Origin of the sequence: Zoogloea sp. (genome assembly GCF_017302315.1) — a bacterium.
Classification (GTDB): Bacteria; Pseudomonadota; Gammaproteobacteria; order Burkholderiales; family Rhodocyclaceae; genus Zoogloea.
In genome coordinates this window covers 1-18,939 of the sequence record NZ_JAFLDT010000041.1, presented here as the reverse complement: position 1 = coordinate 18,939, position 18,939 = coordinate 1, and the positions used below count along the sequence as shown (strand labels likewise).

Genomic DNA, 18,939 nt, shown 5'->3' with positions numbered 1-18,939 from the left:
GTCGCGGCACGGATGGACGGTCGCTCGCCGATGGCGGGCGACCGTTGCCGGCGTCACTCCGTGATGCTGTAGCCGCCGTCCGCGGTCCATTTGATCTCGGCGTCGATGAAGTAGCTTACGAGCTGGGGCCGCAACTGCTTGACCAGGTCATGGGCGTCCCCGCTACGCCCGCCCGCCCCGCAGAAGAACACGATGGGCTTGTCGGACGGCAGCTCAGTGATGCGGCTCTCGAGGGTCTTGACAGGAAAATTCAGCGCCCCCTTGAAACTGCCCTTCGCGAACTCGGCGGGATCGCGCACGTCGATCAGGTGGATGGTGTCGGGTGCCAAGCGGTAGATCCGCTCGAAGGAGGCCACGGTGATGGTGCTGGTGTCGCGTCCGACCTGGATTGCCGGCTTGGCGGGCACCTCGGTGGTGGGGCCGGGGCCGTAGCGACGAACCCATTCAGGGTAACCTTCCGGGACCACCTTCACCCGCGTATAGCCTAGTTTCACGGCCCGTGCGGCGGAGTCGGAGCTGAGCGTGCAGGTGAGACCTTCACAGTAGAAGTAGAGCGGACTTGCCTTGTCGGCCGGGAGGCGGTCCACGAGCTTGTCGAACTGCAGGTCCGGAATGCTGATGGCCCCGGGGATGTGTCCCTTGTCATATTTACGTTCCTTGGGGCGGGAGTCGATCAACGTCATGGGCGCCCCTTCATCCTGCAGTTTCTTGATGTACGGAACGGAGACTGCGCCGATGTGGCCCTGCTTGAGCCAGTCGGGATAGCCGGCGGCATAGACATGGACACGGGTATAGCCGAGCTTCTCCGCCTTGAAGGCCGAGTTGTGGCTGAGCAGGCATTCGGGGCCGTCGCAGTAGAAGATCAGCAGGGTGTCCTTATCCGCAGGGAGCTTGTCGAGAAGCTTCTCGAACTGGCTGTCCGGGATGTTGATGGCGGTCGGAATGTGCCCCAGGTCGTACTTGCGCGCGGTGGGGCGGGAGTCGATGATCATCACCCCGTCGGGCTTCGGCAGGATGGCGTAGCCGGCCACAAAGCTGGCGTTCACGAGTTGGTGGTACCAGCCTTCCTTTGGCGCAATTGCCGTGGAGGGCTCAACGGCTTGGGCAGGGTAGGGCGCGGGCAGGCCAAGCATGGCCAGTGCGCTGGCAAGGGCCAGCATGCGGTGGAACTTCATGGAGGTCTCCGGTCGAAAACTCGCTGCACCGGGCTGGAAAGTCGGCCCCCGGCCGGCCGCATCAGAAAATGCTAATTTTCGCGCGAGAGCGGCCGGTGGGTGGGGCGAATCGGAGAACTCCTGATACAGGTCAATCGAACGTCCTTCAGGACGTGAGCGAGGGCGGCCGACGATGCATGCCGACCCCGCCGGGGCAGGCTCATTCGAGCGTCGAGATGTAGCTGGAAACAGCCTTCACTTCGAGCTCGGTGAGCTTGGATGCGATGGAGTGCATCACCGCGTTGTCGTTGTTGCGTTCGCGGCTGTTGAACTGCTTGAGCTGGTTCTCGAGATAGAGGGGCTGTTGCCCGGCCAGGCGTGGCAGTTGCGGTGTTCCGTAGCCTTTCGGGCCGTGGCAGGAGGTGCACGATGCGACGCCGGAATACTGGTTGCCCTTGGTGAAGATGTAACGCCCCACTGCGGCAAGATCGGCATCCGTGCGGCCGCTGTGGCTGGGCTTCTTCTGCTCGAAGAAAGCGCCGAGGGCCTTCATCTCTTCTGAGGTCAGGTCGGTGACCATGCCGGACATGGTGTCGCTCTTGCGCTTGCCGGACTTGAAATCGGCCAGTTGCTTGGCAATGTACTCGGCGTGCTGTCCTGCCAGTCGCGGATAGAGAGCCGAGGCTGCTTCACCTTCCATACCGTGGCACAGGAAGCAGCGCCCGCCAACGATCTCCTCCGCACGCTTCAGGTCTGCCGCCTGAGTCGCGACAGGCAGGGCCATCAGTAGTGACAGTCCCGCCGAAACAAGTTTTCCCTTCATGCTTCTCTCCTCCTTGTTGTGTAATGCGGAGAGAAGCCTATCAGAATTCGTTAATACACTGAATTGTGCCCGGGTATTCAGTGCTTGCGACCGAGCCCGCCCAGCAGGAAGGCGATCGGGCGCTGGCCTTTCTCGGGAACCGGGGTGTCGCCGCCACTGCCTTCGCCGCTGGCCGAGGTGATGTCGCCCTTCTGCTCGTAGGGCTTGCTGAAGTCAAAACCATCTGCCGCAATATGAGCGGGCTGACGGCTGCGCTGAGGGCGCTCGGAACGTTCCGGGCGTTCGCTGCGCTCCGGGCGCTCACTGCGCTTGCGGCGTTCGCCAGCGGGTGCGGCCGCGGCGGCGCTGTCGGTGGGCCGGGATGCCGGGGCGCTACGCCGGCGACGGCTTCCGTCCGCATCGAAGAAGTCGGGTTCCGGATCGTAGCCGGGGACGATCTCCTGCTTGATCTCGAGCTTGATGAGCTTCTGGATGTCGGCGAGGCGATGGCGCTCTTCCGAGCTGACGAGGGAGACCGCCTTGCCCGACTTGCCCGCACGGCCGGTGCGGCCGATGCGATGGACGTAGTCTTCGGCGGTGTGGGGCAGTTCGAAATTGATCACCGAGGGCAGGTCTTCGATGTCGAGGCCGCGGGCGGCCACGTCGGTGGCCACCAGCACGCGGACCTTGCCGGACTTGAAGTTCTCGAGCGTTTCGGTACGCGCCTGCTGGGTCTTGTCGCCGTGGATGGCGTCGGCCGAGATGCCATGGCGCTCAAGGAAGTGGGCCAGGCGGCTGCAGGCGAACTTGGTATCCACGAAGACCAGCACCTGGTTGGCCTCGTCCTCGTGTCGCACGATGTGGGCCAGCAGGTTGCGCTTGAGCCCGCTGGAAACCGGGTGGACGATGTGGGTGATGGTCTCGCTGACCATGTTGCGGCGGGCCACCTCGATCAGTTGCGGGTTCTTCAGCATCTGGTCGGCGAGTTTCTTGATTTCGTCCGAGAAGGTGGCGGAGAACAGCAGGCTCTGGCGGGCGGCCGGCAGCAGGGCGAGGATCCGGCGGATGTCCGGGATGAAGCCCATGTCCAGCATGCGGTCGGCTTCGTCGAGGATCAGGAATTCGACCTGGCCGAGGGCGATAGTCTTCTGCTGGACGTGGTCGAGCAGGCGGCCCGGGGTGGCGACGACGATTTCGATGCCGCGGCGCAGTTCCTGGATCTGCGGGTTCATGTCGACCCCGCCATAGATGCAGGTGCTGCGCAGGGGCAGGTGCTTCGAGTACATCTTGACGGACTCATACACCTGCATGGCCAGCTCGCGTGTCGGCGCCAGGATCAGCGCACGCACCGGGTGGCGGGCGGGGCTGGTCGAACTGCTGGCATGACGCGCCAGGCGGTTGAGCAGCGGCAGGGTGAAACCGGCGGTCTTGCCCGTGCCCGTCTGGGCGCCGCCCATCACGTCGTGCCCGGCGAGAACGACAGGAATGGCTTGGCGCTGGATGGGTGTGGGTTCGGTGTAACCGGCTTCGGTGACGGCCCGCAGGATTTCAGGAATGAGTCCGAGTTCGGAGAACGACATGGATGTGATCACGATCTGGGTGCGGCAGATTTAGTGCACTGCACCATTTAAATAGTCCAGCATTATACATCGCGGCGCTGTCAGCGCCGCGTGAGATAGCACGTGACCTCTTCCCGATCGTGGTAAAGGTGCTTGATTCTCAATATGTATTTGATGTTTCCGGCGCGCATGCGCTGGTCGATCAGGGCGCGGCAGCGTTCGATCTCGTCATAGCGGCGTTTCATGGGCAGCTTGAGGTTGAAGATGCTGCGGCGGCAACGCCCGCTGGCTACCCACTCGGCCATCAGCGGTGCGATGCGGGAGGGCTGCTCCACCATGTCGCACACCATCCATTCCACGGGCTTGCGGGGCTTCCAGGCGAAGCCGTCCACCCGCAGGTGCTCCAGCAGGCCGGTGGCGGCCACCGACGGCGCCATGGGGCCGTTGTCGATGGCCGTGACGCGCAGCCCTCTGCTTACCAGCTGCCAGGTCCAGCCGCCCGGTGAGGCACCCAGGTCGACCGCCAGCAGACCGGGGCGGAGGGTGGCTTTCTGCTCGTCGGCCGTCAGCAGGCCCATGATGGCTTCGGCGAGCTTCAGGGTGGAGCGGCTGGGCGCTTCCTTGGGCATGCGTAGCCGCGGGATGCCCATGGGCCAGGCCGAGCCCTCGCTGGCCAGGCTCAGGCCGAGGAGGGCGCGTCTTGAATCGGCCAGGAAGACATGCAGGCGGGGCAGGTGGGGCGAATCGCTGCGTAGCAGGCCGGCCTTGCCCAAGGCCTCTTCAAGCAGGGGGCCGAAACGGCGCAGAAAGCCGGATTGCTGCTTGCCGTCGTTGGTGTCGGGGGTTTCAAGCAGGAGCGCGGAAAAGCGCTCCCCCAGTGCCGTGATGGCGCTCATCAGCGGGCTCAGGCGATCCTTCTCGGGAAGATCTTCCAGGCTGCCGACCAATTGGAAGCCCTGGCGTGAGAAGACCAGCCTCGATAGATCCAGGCGCCGCCGCAGCTCATCGCGTGGGGCTGGCACGCTCAATTGAAACAGGGCGAAACCGCTGTTGATCGCTTCCGTGATGCTGCCTTCGACACGCGCGGCGCGGGCGGCGGCCTGCAGCTCAAGGCTCGCATCGGGCTCGAACCCGGGACGGCACTGGACGAGAATGCCAGTGGAAAGGCAGGGTGTAGGGGCGGGCTGCATGGGCGGAGGAGCGGAAGGGCGTGGTGGGTGTGTACAATCTCGGCAACGCACCCTCTCGCCAATACCGATGCGCGGTGCAGCGCCTGCGTGGCTGGCATGATACCCGATCGCGGCCAGCGGCCTTTACCGCAGGGCCGCCCCAAGGTAAAGGCGTTCCCCCTCGGGGGGGCGCAAGCCGCGAAGCGGTGTAGCGTGGGGGCCTTCTTCGCCGCAGGGCCGCCCCAAGGTAAAGGCGTTCCCCCTCGGGGGGGCGCAAGCCGCGAAGCGGTGTAGCGTGGGGGCCTTCTTCGCCGCAGGGCCGCCCCAAGGTAAAGGCGTTCCCCCTCGGGGGGCAGCCCGCCGCGAAGCGTGGGTTGTCTATCTAGTTTCCATCGATCCGGAGGCCGCACATGGACTTTCGCAAACTCGGCGCCAGCGACCTGCAAGTGTCGTCCGTCTGTCTGGGTACGATGACGTTTGGTCAGCAGAACTCGGAGTCCGAAGCGCATGCGCAGCTTGATGCAGCGTTCGCGCGCGGGGTGAATTTCATCGATGCCGCCGAGATGTACCCGGTGCCCGCCCGCGCCGAGACCTATGGGCGCACGGAGTCCATTGTCGGATCGTGGCTGCGGGGCCGGCCGCGGGATAGCGTGGTGCTGGCGACCAAGGTAGCGGGGCCGGGGCGCAACATGGCGTGGATCCGGGGTGGTCCCTCGTCCCTCGACCGGAGCAATATCCGCGCGGCGGTTGAGGCGAGTCTGACCCGCTTGGGCACCGATTACATCGACCTTTACCAGCTTCACTGGCCAGCGCGCAATCAGCCCATGTTCGGGCAGTGGCGTTTCGAGCCGGAGCACGAGCGCCCGGCGACGCCCATCGAGGAGCAGTTGGTGGCGCTCGCCGAACTGGTGGCCGAAGGGAAGATCCGCTACGTGGGCCTGTCCAACGAGCATCCCTGGGGCTTGCTGTCGTTTTTGCGGGCGGCTGACGAGCTGGGCCTTCCGCGCGTCGTGTCGGTGCAGAACGCCTTCAACCTGCTCAACCGGGTATTCGAACAGTCGCTGGCCGAAGTGTGCTTCCGTGAGCGGGTCAGCCTGTTGCCCTACTCGGTGCTGGGCTTCGGGCACCTCAGTGGCAAGTACCTTGATGATCCCGGGGCGCCGGGGCGCATCTCCCTGTTTCCGGCTTTTGGACAACGCTACGACAAGCCCGGCGTGAGGCCGGCGGTTGCGGCCTATGCGGCGCTGGCCCGGCGCTACGGAATGGCGCCGGCCGAAATGGCCATCGCCTTTGTGGCAGCCCAGCCGTTTGTCGGCAGCGTGATCCTCGGCGCCACTTCTGTGGCACAGCTTGAAGCCAATCTCGATGCATGTGAGCGCCTGCTTGATGCACAGGTCATGCAGGAGATCGATGCGATTCATCTCCAGTTTTCCAGTCCGGCGCCGTAAACTGATGCCGACTACAAATATGTGTTGTGAAGCGGAAATGGTTGCACGGAGGGTGTGTTGAAGGAAATTGTCGCGGTGCAGGATCTGCGCGGAGGCATGTTCATTTCTGAGCTTGATCGCCCGTGGCTCGAATCACCTTTCATGCTCCAGGGTTTTCTCATCGAGGATGAGGAGACCCTGACGCAGGTCAGGCAGTTGTGCCGCTTTGTGTACGTGGACCGCGCCCGGTCGGTCGGTGATGCCTGGCGGGCCGCGCCTGCGGCGCAGGAGGGTGCGCCCCCCAACCGCGCACCTGCCGATCTGGCCAGCTTCCTGGTCAAGCCCGAGCAGCGCCGTCAGCCCCTGGACTTCTTCGCCTTGCTCAAGCTGCTGCGGGGGCTGAAGGGGGAGGGGTCGGAGCGCGCCCGGGACGGGGAGGCGGGCACCGAGCCCTGGTTCCGGATCTACCCGCAAGGGGCAGCTCCGCGGACCCTGAATGTGGGTGAGCCGTCTCCCGGCGAAGGGCGTGCCACCCCGTCTGCCCTGCATCCCCACGTGACGACTTACGCGGAGCGTCCTGTCCGGGCATCGGGTCGGCGCTCGGGCGAGGAGGCCGGCGCGGCTTCGTTGGGCACGCCCTCCGGGATGCAGTTTGTGGAGCCGACGGTCTCCCTGGAAGAAGAGATCGTTGCAGCCTTGCCCGTGGTGACGCGCGCCCAGGCACTGCTCGCGGAGATTGCCGAGGATGTTCAAAACAACCTCAACCCGGACCTGGAACGGCTGCGCGGGGTGGTGTCGGAGATGGTGCTGAGCGTCATCCGCAATCCGGACGCCCTCCTGTGGCTGCTGCGCCTCAAGAGGACGGACCAATACAGTTACGACCATTCTCTCGATGTGGCCGCCCACGTGATGATCTTCGGCCGGGCCCTGGGGCTCGGAGAGGATTCGATCACCACCCTGGGAATGGCCGGGCTGCTGCAGGACATCGGCAAGCTGCGTCTCCCGGCCCGTCTGCTCCACAAGAGCGGGGCCCTTTCGCCCCGCGAGTACGAGATTTTCAAGACCCATGTGGATTTCTCCCTGCACATCCTTGCGGCGTGCCCCCATGCTACGCCCCAGATGCTGGAGGTCATCGAGCGCCATCATGAGCGCTGTGATGGCAGTGGCTACCCGGTTGGGCTGAAGGGGGACGATGTGGGTTTGATGGCCGAGATTGCCGGGGTCTGCGATGTGTATTGCGCCATGACCCGCGAACGCCCGTATGGGGTGGCGGTGAGTTCCCAGGACGCCCTGGATGCCGTCAGAGGCCTCCGGGGCAAGCGTTTTTCGGTCAGCATCGTCGATCAGTTCGTACAGTGCATCGGGCTCTATCCCGTCGGTACCCTGGTCGAACTCAATTCCGGCGAAGTGGCTGTGGTGGTGTCCCAGAACCGTATCCGCCGCCTCAAGCCCCGCGTCATGATCCTGCTCGGGCCGGACAAGAAGCCCAATGCCTACCCCCAGACACTGGATCTTCTTTACGATCCGTCCTGTGCCACCGGAGAGCCCTACGAAATCACCCGCGCCCTGCCACCCGGCGCATTCGGGGTGGAGCCGTCGGCCTACTACCTCGCATGAATACGCCGGCACCTCACCTGGTGCGTTCTCCCTGCCCGGTCATTGACGAGGACGCCCTTGCGCGTCTTCTGTTGCGTTACGGCATCGGGCAGGGCGAGCAGGCGGCGGTGCGCGCCTTTGGCCGCATCATCAGTGCTGCCGAGCTGGCCGACGCACTGTTGTCGCGCTTCGACCTCGGCGAGGGCAGATTGGGCGTGGAGCCGTCCCTGCGCGCATTCTGCGTCGAGCTGGCACGGATCACCGAATGGGATTTCACCCCGCCCTGGCCGGCCCGGATCGTCGAGTTGTGGTCCGAGTGCTATCTGGGTGGCGCCGTGGCGGAGTTTCCTTTCGTCGCCATCGAGGCCTTGCTGGCATCCTGCCAGCAGCACCTGTTCAGCGATCGGGCGATGGTCCATCGCCTTGAGCTCGACATTCTGACCGCCCTGGTGCGTCTGGGCTGGTGCCTGGGCGGCCTGTTGTCGGACGTCTCCATCGATCACGAACATGCCTTCCGCCTGGACGCCGAGGACGGGGATGCGGTTCTCGGCATTCCCAACCGGCGGCGCTTTCTGAGCTTGCTGGCGGAGCGCTTGTCCGGGCTCGCTGATGGGCAGACCCTCGGGCTTCTGGTGCTCGACATCGAATGGGGGCGCTCCGTAGATGTTCTGGGCATGGACGAACGGGATCACCTGCGGCTGGCGCTCTCCGACGCCATGCGTGCGGTGCTGCGGCCCAATGACATCCTGTGCGCCCTTGGCGAAGATCAATGGGCGGTGATCCTGCCCGAGCTTCTGCATTCGGCGCAGGTGTCGCTGGCCGGGAGCAAGCTGGTTGACGCCTGCGAGGTGCTGCGGAGCAACAACTTCCCCGGGCAGCGCGGGCGCTTCCATGCGGGTGGCGCGTGGGCGCCCGAGCACGCGAACGACCCGCTCGGCTTGATTCAGGCGGCCCGTTCAGCCCTGATTGCGGCCAAAACCTCCGGCAAAGCCTTTGAGCACTACAGCGCCGATTCCGCGGCGTGCGGTCATTGCGATGCGGGATTCGAATCGGAAGTGGCCCGCGCCCTGGAAGCCCGCCAGTTCCAGCTCTTCCTCCAGCCTCAGGTGGAGTTGCCTTCCCGCCGGCTGGTCGGGGCTGAGGCCTTGCTGCGCTGGAACAGGGACGGCAAGAAGAGTGCCTCTCCCCCTGACATCCTGCAGGTGCTCGAACGCATCGGCCTCATGGGGGAGTTGTCGCGCTGGGTGATCCAGCAGGCGGCCCAGGTACTTTCCACGCTGGCGGACGCGGGCTGCGACGTGGCCATATCGGTGAATCTCGTTGCCGACGACCTGAAGGATCCGGAACTGCCCCTGTTCATCCGTCAAACCTGCGAAACCTGGCGGGTGCCGGTATCCCGGATGTGTTTCGAACTCACCGAGGGTGGCCTGGTATCGCGGGATGGCATGTCGGTGAGCAACCTGGAGGCCCTGCGGGTCGGTGGCGGGCGCCTGGCGCTGGATGATTTCGGCACGGGCTATTCATCCATGGACTATCTCCGCCGTCTGCCCGTGGATGAACTCAAGCTCGACAAGTCCTTCGTCGAGCGAATCACCCTCACTGAGAACGATCGTTCCATCGTCGAGCTGATGGTGCGCATCGCCCACACCTTTGGCCTGGATGTGGTGGCCGAGGGCGTTGAGGATGTGGCAACGGAGACGGTATTGAGGGAAATGGGCTGCGACCGCGCCCAGGGCTATCTCTACGCGCCGGCCATGTCCGTCGAGCAGTTCATCGTCTGGTGGGTTTCGCGCCAGGACGTGCTGTTGAGTGCCCCTGCGCCCTGAGCCTCTTGCACCCTGGCGTCGCTGGGCAGCGATGAGGTGCTACTCCCGCGACCGGCGTCGTTTGCGTACCTCGGGTTCCTGCCCCGCTTCGGCCTCGCCCTTGGCATCGGCACCGTGCGCATCTGCGTCGGCATCCGACGGTTTGTCCTTGGGGGCCTCTTCGCTGCCGTGGTCGGCTGCCTTCTTCTTCTTGCCGGAAGCCGGGATGGGCGGGGCGGGGGGCGGAAGCTGCGGAACCACTTCGGCGATCTTGTTCTCCACCATGTAGTCGTTCATTTCCTTCCAGCCCGCAAACACCGCCGACTTCGACGCCGCGGTGTTGAGGGTGAAACAGTCTTCGATGGCCCGCCCGGCATGGCGACAGGCGCTCCCGATGGCCTTGCCATCAGCTTCTGCCTGGGCGTTGGTCTTGGCCGGGTCGGGAATGCCCAGCTGCTCGCAGCCGGTGGCCAGGGCGGCCGCGGCGGTCATGAGCAGCACAAAGCGGAACGACGGATATTTCATGGCGAATGGAAGCTGTTGCTTTGAAGGGTCTACGGCCCTGCCGCCAACGACTTGAATCAAGGCCGACGAATCAGCCCTGCTTCTGCAGCATTGATCTCCTTATAATCATGGGCTGACTGCCCCTTATCTCCGTCCGTAGACAGGATCCTCATGAACATGCTCAATCGTGGCGCCCTGTGTGTCGCCTTCGCCACCCTGTTTTCCGCCCAGGCCCTTGCGGCGCCAAAAAAGCCGGCGCCCAAGCCGGCCGCCCCCGCGGCCGCTCCGGTCGCCGTGAAGGATATCGAGCTGGTGCACACCCTCGGCGCCGACAAGGGCGCCCAGTTGCAGAAGCTCGTTGACCGCTACAACGCAGCCAACCCCCACGCCAAGGTGGTGCTCCACGAGCGCACCTGGAACGAAGGGACGCTCCCGCACCTGATGATCCTTGGTGAGCGCGATCTGCCGGGCTTCCTCGCCGGGCCCCAGCGCTACCGCCCCCTGTACCAGGTCATGAAGGAGTCCGGCGAACGCTTTGAAACCCTGCGCGCCCCGGCCATGATGACGCCGACCCCCATCGACAGCGCCAATCGCCTCATCGCCTTGCCGGTGGCCCTCTCTACCCCCGTGATGTTCTACAACAAGCAGGCCTTCCGTGAGGCAGGGCTTGACCCCGAAGCTGCACCCAAGACCTGGCAGGCACTCCAGGGTGCCCTCGGCAAGCTGGTGGCTTCCGGTCAGGCCTGCCCCTATACCACCGCCCAGCCGGCCTGGATCCTCGTCGAGAACATGAGCGCCTGGCACAACGAGCCGGTGGTCACCGAAGGCAAGAAGGCCTCCCTGGCCATCAACGGCATGCTCGAAGTCAAGCACGTGGCCATGCTGTCCTCCTGGGTCAAGGCCCGCTATCTGCACCTCTTCGGTCGGGAAGACGAAGCCACCGAGCATTTCGCCAAGGGCGAATGTGCCGTGCTGACCGCACCCTCCGGTGCCTGGCCGACCCTCAAGCGCCAGGCCGCGTTCGAGGTTGGCGTGGCAACCCTGCCTTACCACGAGGACTACTACGGCGCGCCCCAGAACACCCTCGCCGATGGCCCCGCCCTGTGGATCGGTGCCGGCAAGAGCGCGGCCGAATACAAGGCCGTGGCGCGCTTCGTCAGCTTCTGGCTGACCGCCGAGAGCCAGGTGGAATGGCAGCGCAATGCCGGCTATCTGCCCCTCAACCAGGCGGGCCTGCTGGCGTCCGAGAGCCGTCTGCTCGCAGCCGATCTCGTCAACATCCATGTGGGCGTCCAGCAACTGACCCACAAGAAGGTCACGTCCATCAGCAAGGCCAGCACCTATCCCCAGCGTGCCGCCGTGCGCAAGATCATCGAGGAAGAGCTGGAATCGGTCTGGGAAGACCGCAAGCCCTCCAAGCTCGCGCTCGACACGGCCGTGGCCCGTTCCCGCCAGCTGGACTGATCGCAGCCATGTCCCGGTGGCCCTGGCCCCCACTGCTGGTGCATCGCTGTGGTGGTGCCCTGGCCCCCGAGAACACCCTGGCCGGGCTCCGCATTGCTGCCCGGCTGGGTTGTCGGGCGGTCGAGTTTGACGTGATGCTGTCCCGCGACAGGGTTCCTGTGCTGATCCACGACGAAACCCTGATGCGCACCGCCGGTGTCGTCGGCGCCGTGCCCGAGCTCAGCGCCGAGCAACTGCTGGCGACGGATGTCGGGCGACACTTTCATCCCGCTTTTGCGGGCGAGACGATCCCCAGCCTGAGTGCTGCCCTTGCCGTTTGCGGCCAGCTCGGGCTAGCGGCCAATCTGGAGATCAAGCCGGCAACCGGCACCGAGGCCGAAACCGGTCGCGTGGTGGGCGAGCTGCTCCACGCCCTGCCCGCGAGCGGGCGTCCGGACGTCCTGCTGTCGTCCTTCTCGGTCGAAGCTTTGGATGCCGCAGCCCGGTGCGTGCCCGATCTGCCCAGAGCCCTGCTGGTGGACACCTTCACCCCGGCGAGCCTCGTGCAGGCCCGGCAGCTTGGCTGTCTGTCGCTCAATGTCGGTTTAAATGGCCTTGAAGCGGCCCATGCCCAGGCCATCCATTCCGCCGGGCTCCGGATGATGGTGTATACCGTCAACACCCGGGAGGTTGCCGCGCAGCTTGCGTCTTGGGGTGTGGGCGGGGTGTTCACCGACCGGCCCGATTTGCTGCACGTGCACCCGGCCTGAACCATTCCGTGCCGGATTTCCTTGATCCCGGCGGCTTGACGGGATCGCGGTCGGCCCCTACCATCGCGTTTTTTCTAGTCTGGGCATTGCCTTGTCTCTCTCGCAGCTATACGCGCCGATCGCCGACGACATGAAGGCGCTCGACAGCGTCATCCGGGATCGTCTCTACTCCGACGTGGTTCTCATCCGCCAAGTGGCCGAGTACATCATCGGCAGTGGCGGCAAGCGCCTGCGGCCCGCCATGGTGCTGTTCACCGCGGGTGCAGCCGGCTACACCGGCAGCTACCATCGTGAGATGGCGGCGGTGGTGGAGTTCATCCATACCGCCACCCTGCTTCACGATGACGTGGTGGACGAGTCCGAGCTACGGCGTGGCAACAAGACAGCCAATGCCATGTTCGGCAACGCCGCCTCGGTGCTGGTGGGTGACTTCCTGTATTCGCGTGCTTTCCAGATGATGGTCGGGGCCGACAACATGAAGATCATGCGTGTCCTCGCCGATGCCACCAACGTGATCGCCGAAGGCGAAGTCCTGCAACTCCTCAACTGCCACAATGCCGACGTCGAGGTGGACGACTACCTCCGCGTGATCCGCTACAAGACCGCCAAGCTCTTCGAAGCGGCGGCCCGGCTCGGCGGCATCCTGGGCGGCGTGGACGACGCGCTCGAAAGCCGCATGGCGGCCTTCGGCATGCACATCGGCACCGCCTTCCAGCTGATCGATGACGTCCTCGACTACTCGGGCGATGAGGCCGATACCGGCAAGCATATCGGCGACGATCTGGCCGAAGGCAAGCCGACCCTGCCGCTGATCCATGCCATGAAGCACGGCAGCCCCGAACACGCCGCCTGTGTGCGAACCGCCATCGAAAACGGCGGCCGCGACGATTTTCCGGCCGTTCTGGAGGCGATTCGCGCCACCGGCGCCATCGAAGCCACCCGAAAAGTCGCCGAAGCCGAAGCCCAGCTCGCGCTGGAAGCCCTGGAAGCGCTGCCGGCTTCCGTTTTCAAGGAATCCTTGATAGAATTGTCAAAGTTCGCAGTCGCACGGAAGTATTGAAGTCCGACATGCTTCAAAAAAGCTTCACAAAACGTCGGATTTGCAATATGATGTGCGGCTGTTTGATTTTGAGAGTTGGCAAAACATCGCTGGCTCTGCACTGAAAGCGTCGGGGAATAGCTCAGCCTGGTAGAGCACTGCGTTCGGGACGCAGGGGCCGGAGGTTCGAATCCTCTTTCCCCGACCAGTAATATCCGCCAAGCCGGTATCCCGAAACCGGTAGGCAGCAAAAATGGAGCAAGCCATTCAGGCGAGGCTCCATTTTTGTTTTTTGCCCCTGTCCTGCGTCGGTTTAAATGGACAGATCAGGGCATTGTCACTCGCTCCCCCAACAACCCCTCATACGATTCCGCCACCCGGTACAGGCTGCCTTGCCCGGTCGGGTTGGTCACCTGCCCGGGGTGGCGTTCTTCCCACATCAGCACCAGGGAGTCGATGTCGTGCTGATCCACCGTCCCGCCGTCGGCGGTCAGGTCGGCCGCCGTCCGGGCTCGTGGCGGTGGGCATGGCATGGGGCTGACCAGCGGGCCAGGGGCCGTCACGTCTTCAGGGTGGCGGGGGGCCGCCGGGCACCGAAGCCAGAAAGGCCTCCAGTGCCGCAAACGGATTGATCCCACCGTGCCGCCAGCGCTGAAGGGCTGCGTGGGGATTGAAGCTGCTGCTTTCCCCGACGATGACGAGGAGGGTGAGGGGAAAGGCGACGGTGGGGTCGAGCACCCGATGCCAGCGTCCTCCGCAGCAGACTGCGGTTTCGCCGACAAAGGCCGAAAAGGCTTCATCCTGGATCGGTGTGGGGGTGATGCCGGCCCAGTGGCTGGCAAGCGCGCCGTGCAGGCTGCGCTGATCCGGCGTCAGGCCGAAGCGGGCGCTCACCTGAGCGGCCAGGAAGCGTTGCCGTGCCGCCAGGGCGGGGCTGGCCGGGCGGATCGCCTGGGGCTCCCTGCCATCCGCCCGCCAGTGCAGCAGCGGAGGGCGCAACCAGGGCCGTTCAAGGTTGGGCAGTGCTGCGCCCAGCGCGGCGAGTGTAGCGGGGGTTGGCGGCTCCACCTGGATGACGCTGGCGCCACTGAACGCCCGGGCGCAGGTCACGCCGGCGGGCAGGTTCGCCTGCTGGCATTCCACTTCGGCCAGCCAGTCCGCGCAGCGCCAGTTGAAGGCGCCAAGGGGGGGAGGGGAGATTTCCGCCCTGTCCGGGGGCTGGGCTTGGCCGGCAAGTCGCGTTGCGAGGGCGGCGGGGGTGTCGGCCACCGCCCAGTCGGCCTGGCAGGCTTCGAGGAGGCCGCTCAGCAGGTCCGGTAGGCGTTCGGCGGGCAGGTCCGGCCGTGTGTTGACCGCCATGAGGGTGCCCGGCCGGAGGGGCAGCGAGAGCGCCCATCCGGCACCGCCCACGCGCAGCTCGACTACCTCGGGATCGGCAAGGGCAGCGGTGAGTGCCGCCGGCTCAAGCCGGGTTGGGCCGCCGTCGAGGGGGTGGACTTCGCCTTCCACGCCCACGGCCTTGAGGGTCTCTTGAAGGCCTTCGATCATCCCTGCCTCACAGGCGGCCTCTCCGCGGCGGAGCAGGCGGTATCGCCCGGGCACCAGGCCGCAATGGCGCAGCAGGCTGTCGATGCCGTCGAGCAGCAGGCCGGAGCGGATGCCCGTGGGACTCTCGCCGACAAGGGCAAGCTGATGGTGCTCAAAGAAGGAAGGGCCGTTTGGGGTCATGGTTCCCTGATCACGGTTCCGCCGCGGATCTGATAGGGCCGGACGGTGGAGAAGCGTATACGCCCGAGGATGTTCATGACCTCGGTATTGGGTATGCCTTGACGCAGCAACCAGCGGGTGAACTCGCGAATGATGAGGTTGTGGGTCTCGGCGGTGAGGTTCTGGCTGGTGACGACCTGCAGGGTCGAATTGGCCGCCGCCGGATTGATCGTCGCTTCGATGCCGGCCGCCCGGTACATGCGCTGCAGGGAGCCGGCCGTGTCCATGGCCTGCATGTTCTCCAGCCCGGGGAGCAGGTAGTTGCGGTGCTTCACTTCGGTGAGTTGCGGGCCTTCCAGCGGCATCGGGCCGAGACGGCCGGTCTGGGAAACATCGGGGATGACTTCGGTCTGAGCCGCATTGCGTCCGCTGAAGGTCTCCGGTGTGGTCAGGGTATAGCGTACCTGGCTTTCGGCGGGTGTCGCGCCCTGGCGTGCGGCGACCATCTGTTCGTCGAACTGCCACACCATGCGCCGGTCGCCGGTGGCCGAGTCGCGCATCTGCCAGTTTCCGCCGTAGCTGCCCCAACGGGTGTCGCCCCACAGTTCCATGGCGGCCGGCCCCCGGGGCGCCGAGGCCGCGTACTCGGGTAGCTGCAGCATGGGTTCGGAGGCGGGCAGGCGGATCGGCCCGGAGGGGCCTTCGAAGACCATCGGCGTCGGGGCGGCGGCGCCTTCGGCGGCCGGCCCGAGCAGGCCCCGGGTCGGGCCGGTGACTTCGCCATTGACCACGCTGAGCATCTCGCCGTTGCCGCGCAGGATGTAGCCCATGCCACTCTCGCTATGGCCGACCATGGTGACGAGTTCGCCATTTTCGAGCCGGATCCGCACCGTGCGGGTGCCGGTCGCCGCATCGTCGAGGACATCGAGCACGTCAAAGGGCGCTTTGCCGGGTTCGCTGCGGGGCAATACGAGGGGCGAATCGCCCGCGGTCAGAACGGGGGGACGACGGACGGGCGCCCATGGCCCTGGTGTTTCGTAGGCCGGCAGGCCGAGGGGGCCTCGTTCGGCAAGCACCAGCTCGGAGCCGGCGCCGCCCGCCCCCCGCAGAAAATGGGCGCCGCCGCCCACGGCCCCGCCGATGCCGAAGCCCATGCCGAAGCCGAACAGGTATTGTTCCGGCGTGTAGGCACCCTGACGCCAGATCTGCTGGGCGTAGGGGTTGTTGAAGTCGCGGGCGCCGGTCAGGACGTGCTCGGCACCCATGGAGGCGACCGTGACCGTTCCCGCTTCGATCCCCCCGGCCATTACGCTGAAGGCGAGCGTGCCCTCGGCCGCGAGGCCGAGCCCGCCGACCACTGCGGCACCCATCCCGGCGGTGGCGACCATCAGGGCCACCGTGACGGCACCGACCACGGCGGAGCGTACCGCGGCGCAGTGGCGCAGATCGGTCATCTCGTCAAAGGACAGTTCGCCCCGGTCGTAGGATTCAGCGATGTTGCGCTGGGTGCGACCGCCGAACAGATCAGCCATCGCGAGGCCCATGGCATTGGCGTTGGCACTTTCACCCCACGCCGCCGCGGCCATGTAATGACCCTCGTCGAGCATCTGCTGCTGCGTGCCCATGGCTTCAGTGGTACGTTGCTCGGCCGACTCGCTGAGGGTGACGTCCCGGGGATTGGCGATGCGCCATGCCTGATAGTCGGTGCTCAGGGTGGTCAGGGTATCGGCATGGGTGCCGAGGCTCGTGTCCAGGTCACCCACGTAGCCGCTGGCGACGGAACTGTCGGCGAGGGTGCGTGCCGAGCTGCGGGCCGCGGCGACCTGATTGAGCAGTGCCGTGATCTCGTTGAGCCGGACGCCGGCGAAGTGGGCCCGGGCGCGGGTGTTGAAGGCGGGGATTGCCGTCGCGTACTCGGCAGCCTGGGCCTGGAGGCCAGCCGCCTCGCCGATCTGGCGCACTTCGGTGGCGGCCTCGCCGGCCAGGGTGGCCAGGCGCTGGTTTCCAAAGGCCTCATCCAGGGCGAGCAGGGTGATCCGACCGCCGCTCAGGGGCACATCGACACCGAGCACCCGGCATACCGGGCGCTCGGGCAACACCGTCGGCCCGGGCGGTGCGGCCTGGGTGATCTCAACGGGTTCGCTGTCGGGTTCGATGCCCTCGGCCTCGAACCACCGGCGGGCGATCAGGCGACGGATCAGCATGCCGGCGAACTGGGCGCTGCCCCGGTTGCGGAAGATGTTGTACAGGGCCTCCCAGGGCTCTTCCGGCTGGTAGGCTGAATCGCTGGCGAGCACATCGGAGAGCACGCTCGCATTTTCGAGGGCGACGGTGCCACCTGCTAGGTCGGGAGCGGGGGCCTCGGTTCCGTCACCGGGGGCGCGCCGGAGCAGACCTGCCCCGGCGTCGGGCTGGAGTGTATGGGCCACTTCGTGGGCGAGCAGGTGGCGTCCACCGGCCGTGTGTGGCTGGTATTCGCCCGGGCCAAAGAACAGGTCCTGTCCGCGGGAAAAGGCGCGGGCACGGACGTCCCGGGCTGCTCTGTGGGCCGCGCCGTCCGCATGGATGCGAACGCCGCTCAGGTCAGCACCGAGACGGCGCTCGAAGTGCCGGCGTTCGCCCTCGGGCAGGGGCATGGACGGCCCGTTTGCAGCGGCAGCCAAGGAGGAGTGGGACGACGTGGACGGGGGCGTGCTCCCGAGCGGGCTGCGGCGCAGGACGGAGGCGCTGCCGGAACAGGCCGGACAGGGCGCTCCGGAGTCTCCGCAGGCCGAGCATTTCAGCGCCAGCGGCGGCGCGTTGCCGACCAAGGCGTCTGCGACCCGGTCGGCCTCTCTCTCGGCCGGATCGTTGGCTGCGCCGACGCGGGGCTTCTTCGCGTCATTGCGGGAGGGTTCCGCCCTGGTGAGCATGTCTTACTTCTTCACGTCTCCCCCCAGCGCCGAGCGGATCGGTGCGGGGACGAAGGGTGCCTTGAGCAGATCCACGGTGACGAACACGCCGGTGCCGGCCGGCGTTGCGGCGCTGCCCGCCGGGGCCGGCACCGACTTCATGACGGTCGCCGTCTGACCATCGGGGCCGGTGACCATGGGCTTCCACTCAGGTACCGCGCCGTTGCCGAGCTTCAAGGACACGCCGGGCATCACCCCCCACACGGCGCTGGCGGTGCTCAGGCTCACCGCGCCGGAGGGATCGACGCTCCAGCCCAGGTCCAGGCTGAGGGTCATGGGGGGCAGCCATGAAACCTTCTGGTGGGCCAGACCCAGCAGGTCGTCCCCCGAGAAGCTGGCCTTGAACAGGGTGGGGCTGCCCGGGGTGGCGGGCAGCACATAGCTGAAGCCGGTAAGGGTGGAGTAGGGAATCAGCCCCAGGGGCGCCACCAGGTTCACGTCCGACAGCAGCTTGCGTCCGGCGGGGTCGGCCAGGCCGGCGCCCAGGGCCAGTCCATAGGTGCCGGCGCCGAAGCCGGCCACCCCCACCTTCTCGGCGGTGCCCAGGGGGTTCCACTGGCGCAGGGCGTAGTTCTTGGCCGGGTCGAGCAGGGCGCTCTTCACCCCTTCGTTCTCCTTGGCCTGTTCCACGACGGTCTTGACGCCCTCGCTCAGGGCTTCGGCGGCCTTGTCGGCGTCTTCGGGCTTGGCGGCCTCGTCCAGTTGCACGCTTGGCTGCCGGCGGCTGCCTTGTTCCAGCACGTGGGCCAGCTCGTGGCCCAGCAGGCGCCTGCCTTCCGCTGTGCCCGGTTGCCAGCGGCCCGGGGCAAAGGCGATGTCGCGGCCGGCGGCAAAGGCGTTGGCACGCAGGCTGGTTGCAGATTCGGTGTCCGGATGGATGCGTACCCCGGTGAGGTCGGTGCCGAGGCGGCTCTCGAAATAGCGGCGCTCGGTGGCGGGCAGGGGCTGGCCGGCGCCCAGGCCCAGGGCGGATGGGGCGGCATCCCGTGCCACGCGGCTGCTGCGGGCCGGGC

15 protein-coding genes and 1 tRNA gene are annotated in these 18,939 nt (G+C 66.2%); 7 read left to right on the top strand and 9 right to left on the bottom strand.

The window, feature by feature from the left end:
- Positions 1 to 53: 53 nt before the first annotated feature.
- From J0L98_RS13055 to rlmM, 4 genes are all read right to left on the bottom strand, one after another.
- Positions 54 to 1,175 (bottom strand): rhodanese-like domain-containing protein, encoded by a 1,122-nt coding sequence (locus tag J0L98_RS13055; protein WP_296412209.1) that lies wholly within the window; start codon positions 1,173 to 1,175, stop codon positions 54 to 56.
- Positions 1,176 to 1,374: 199 nt separating this feature from the next.
- A complete protein-coding gene (locus tag J0L98_RS13050) occupies positions 1,375 to 1,977 on the bottom strand; it encodes a c-type cytochrome (RefSeq protein ID WP_365954747.1) in 603 nt (200 codons plus the stop codon).
- Between the two features lie 77 nt (positions 1,978 to 2,054).
- A complete protein-coding gene (locus tag J0L98_RS13045) occupies positions 2,055 to 3,536 on the bottom strand; it encodes a DEAD/DEAH box helicase (RefSeq protein ID WP_296412227.1) in 1,482 nt (493 codons plus the stop codon).
- An 80-nt stretch (positions 3,537 to 3,616) separates the two neighbouring features.
- Complete coding sequence (rlmM, locus tag J0L98_RS13040; RefSeq protein WP_296412208.1) at positions 3,617 to 4,705, bottom strand: 23S rRNA (cytidine(2498)-2'-O)-methyltransferase RlmM; 1,089 nt, start codon at positions 4,703 to 4,705, stop codon at positions 3,617 to 3,619.
- 389 nt (positions 4,706 to 5,094) lie between these two features.
- Here rlmM and J0L98_RS13035 point away from each other — a divergent pair, with 389 nt between their 5' ends.
- Genes J0L98_RS13035 through J0L98_RS13025 form a run of 3 tightly spaced genes read left to right on the top strand, consistent with a single transcriptional unit; the run spans position 5,095 to position 9,533 of the window.
- Positions 5,095 to 6,132 carry an aldo/keto reductase gene (locus J0L98_RS13035; protein ID WP_296412207.1) on the top strand — a complete coding sequence of 346 codons (1,038 nt, stop codon included), beginning with the start codon at positions 5,095 to 5,097 and terminating at the stop codon, positions 6,130 to 6,132.
- A gap of 57 nt (positions 6,133 to 6,189) precedes the next feature.
- Positions 6,190 to 7,728 (top strand): HD-GYP domain-containing protein, encoded by a 1,539-nt coding sequence (locus J0L98_RS13030; RefSeq protein ID WP_296412206.1) that lies wholly within the window; start codon positions 6,190 to 6,192, stop codon positions 7,726 to 7,728.
- Positions 7,725 to 9,533, top strand: a complete 1,809-nt coding sequence (locus J0L98_RS13025) for a GGDEF domain-containing phosphodiesterase (protein WP_296412205.1) — start codon at positions 7,725 to 7,727, stop codon at positions 9,531 to 9,533. The genes J0L98_RS13030 and J0L98_RS13025 overlap by 4 nt, the downstream gene beginning before the upstream one ends.
- 39 nt (positions 9,534 to 9,572) lie before the next feature.
- On the opposite strand, the gene J0L98_RS13020 is transcribed toward J0L98_RS13025, so the two are convergent.
- Positions 9,573 to 10,037, bottom strand: coding sequence for a hypothetical protein (locus tag J0L98_RS13020; protein WP_296412204.1), 465 nt, complete (start codon positions 10,035 to 10,037; stop codon positions 9,573 to 9,575).
- 150 nt (positions 10,038 to 10,187) lie between these two features.
- On the opposite strand from J0L98_RS13020, the gene J0L98_RS13015 reads away from it, so the two are divergent.
- From J0L98_RS13015 to J0L98_RS13000, 4 genes are all read left to right on the top strand, one after another.
- A complete protein-coding gene (locus tag J0L98_RS13015) occupies positions 10,188 to 11,480 on the top strand; it encodes an extracellular solute-binding protein (RefSeq protein ID WP_296412203.1) in 1,293 nt (430 codons plus the stop codon).
- 8 nt (positions 11,481 to 11,488) lie between these two features.
- On the top strand, positions 11,489 to 12,229 hold the full coding sequence (gene ugpQ / locus J0L98_RS13010) for a glycerophosphodiester phosphodiesterase (protein WP_296412202.1): 741 nt from the start codon (positions 11,489 to 11,491) through the stop codon (positions 12,227 to 12,229).
- Between the two features lie 130 nt (positions 12,230 to 12,359).
- Entirely contained in the window at positions 12,360 to 13,289 is a 930-nt protein-coding gene (locus tag J0L98_RS13005) for a polyprenyl synthetase family protein (protein ID WP_324460439.1), read from the top strand.
- A gap of 110 nt (positions 13,290 to 13,399) precedes the next feature.
- Positions 13,400 to 13,476, top strand: a tRNA-Pro gene (locus J0L98_RS13000).
- A 118-nt stretch (positions 13,477 to 13,594) separates the two neighbouring features.
- Here J0L98_RS13000 and J0L98_RS12995 read toward each other — a convergent pair.
- The 4 genes from J0L98_RS12995 to J0L98_RS12980 all read right to left on the bottom strand — a co-directional run.
- A complete protein-coding gene (locus tag J0L98_RS12995; protein WP_296412201.1) occupies positions 13,595 to 13,831 on the bottom strand; it encodes a hypothetical protein in 237 nt (78 codons plus the stop codon).
- A 4-nt stretch (positions 13,832 to 13,835) separates the two neighbouring features.
- Positions 13,836 to 14,996, bottom strand: coding sequence for a hypothetical protein (locus J0L98_RS12990; protein WP_296412200.1), 1,161 nt, complete (start codon positions 14,994 to 14,996; stop codon positions 13,836 to 13,838).
- The gene (locus tag J0L98_RS12985; protein ID WP_296412199.1) at positions 14,993 to 17,887 is read right to left on the bottom strand and encodes a DUF4157 domain-containing protein; all 2,895 of its coding nucleotides are present in this window, start codon (positions 17,885 to 17,887) and stop codon (positions 14,993 to 14,995) included. The genes J0L98_RS12990 and J0L98_RS12985 overlap by 4 nt, the downstream gene beginning before the upstream one ends.
- A 3-nt stretch (positions 17,888 to 17,890) precedes the next feature.
- Positions 17,891 to 18,939, bottom strand: a 1,049-nt coding sequence (locus J0L98_RS12980) for a DUF4157 domain-containing protein (protein WP_296412198.1), incomplete at its 5' end; no start/stop codon positions are given.

Excerpts from the sequence above, each read along its gene's own strand:
- J0L98_RS13025 (WP_296412205.1), top strand. The coding sequence starts at position 7,725 with ATGAATACGCCGGCACCTCACCTGGTGCGTTCTCCCTGCCCGGTCATT.
- rlmM (WP_296412208.1), bottom strand. The coding sequence starts at position 4,705 with ATGCAGCCCGCCCCTACACCCTGCCTTTCCACTGGCATTCTCGTCCAG.
- J0L98_RS12990 (WP_296412200.1), bottom strand. The coding sequence starts at position 14,996 with ATGACCCCAAACGGCCCTTCCTTCTTTGAGCACCATCAGCTTGCCCTT.
- J0L98_RS13050 (WP_365954747.1), bottom strand. The coding sequence starts at position 1,977 with ATGAAGGGAAAACTTGTTTCGGCGGGACTGTCACTACTGATGGCCCTG.
- ugpQ (WP_296412202.1), top strand. The coding sequence starts at position 11,489 with ATGTCCCGGTGGCCCTGGCCCCCACTGCTGGTGCATCGCTGTGGTGGT.
- J0L98_RS13020 (WP_296412204.1), bottom strand. The coding sequence starts at position 10,037 with ATGAAATATCCGTCGTTCCGCTTTGTGCTGCTCATGACCGCCGCGGCC.
- J0L98_RS13005 (WP_324460439.1), top strand. The coding sequence starts at position 12,360 with ATGAAGGCGCTCGACAGCGTCATCCGGGATCGTCTCTACTCCGACGTG.
- J0L98_RS13045 (WP_296412227.1), bottom strand. The coding sequence starts at position 3,536 with ATGTCGTTCTCCGAACTCGGACTCATTCCTGAAATCCTGCGGGCCGTC.
- J0L98_RS13015 (WP_296412203.1), top strand. The coding sequence starts at position 10,188 with ATGAACATGCTCAATCGTGGCGCCCTGTGTGTCGCCTTCGCCACCCTG.
- J0L98_RS12985 (WP_296412199.1), bottom strand. The coding sequence starts at position 17,887 with ATGCTCACCAGGGCGGAACCCTCCCGCAATGACGCGAAGAAGCCCCGC.
- J0L98_RS13055 (WP_296412209.1), bottom strand. The coding sequence starts at position 1,175 with ATGAAGTTCCACCGCATGCTGGCCCTTGCCAGCGCACTGGCCATGCTT.
- J0L98_RS13035 (WP_296412207.1), top strand. The coding sequence starts at position 5,095 with ATGGACTTTCGCAAACTCGGCGCCAGCGACCTGCAAGTGTCGTCCGTC.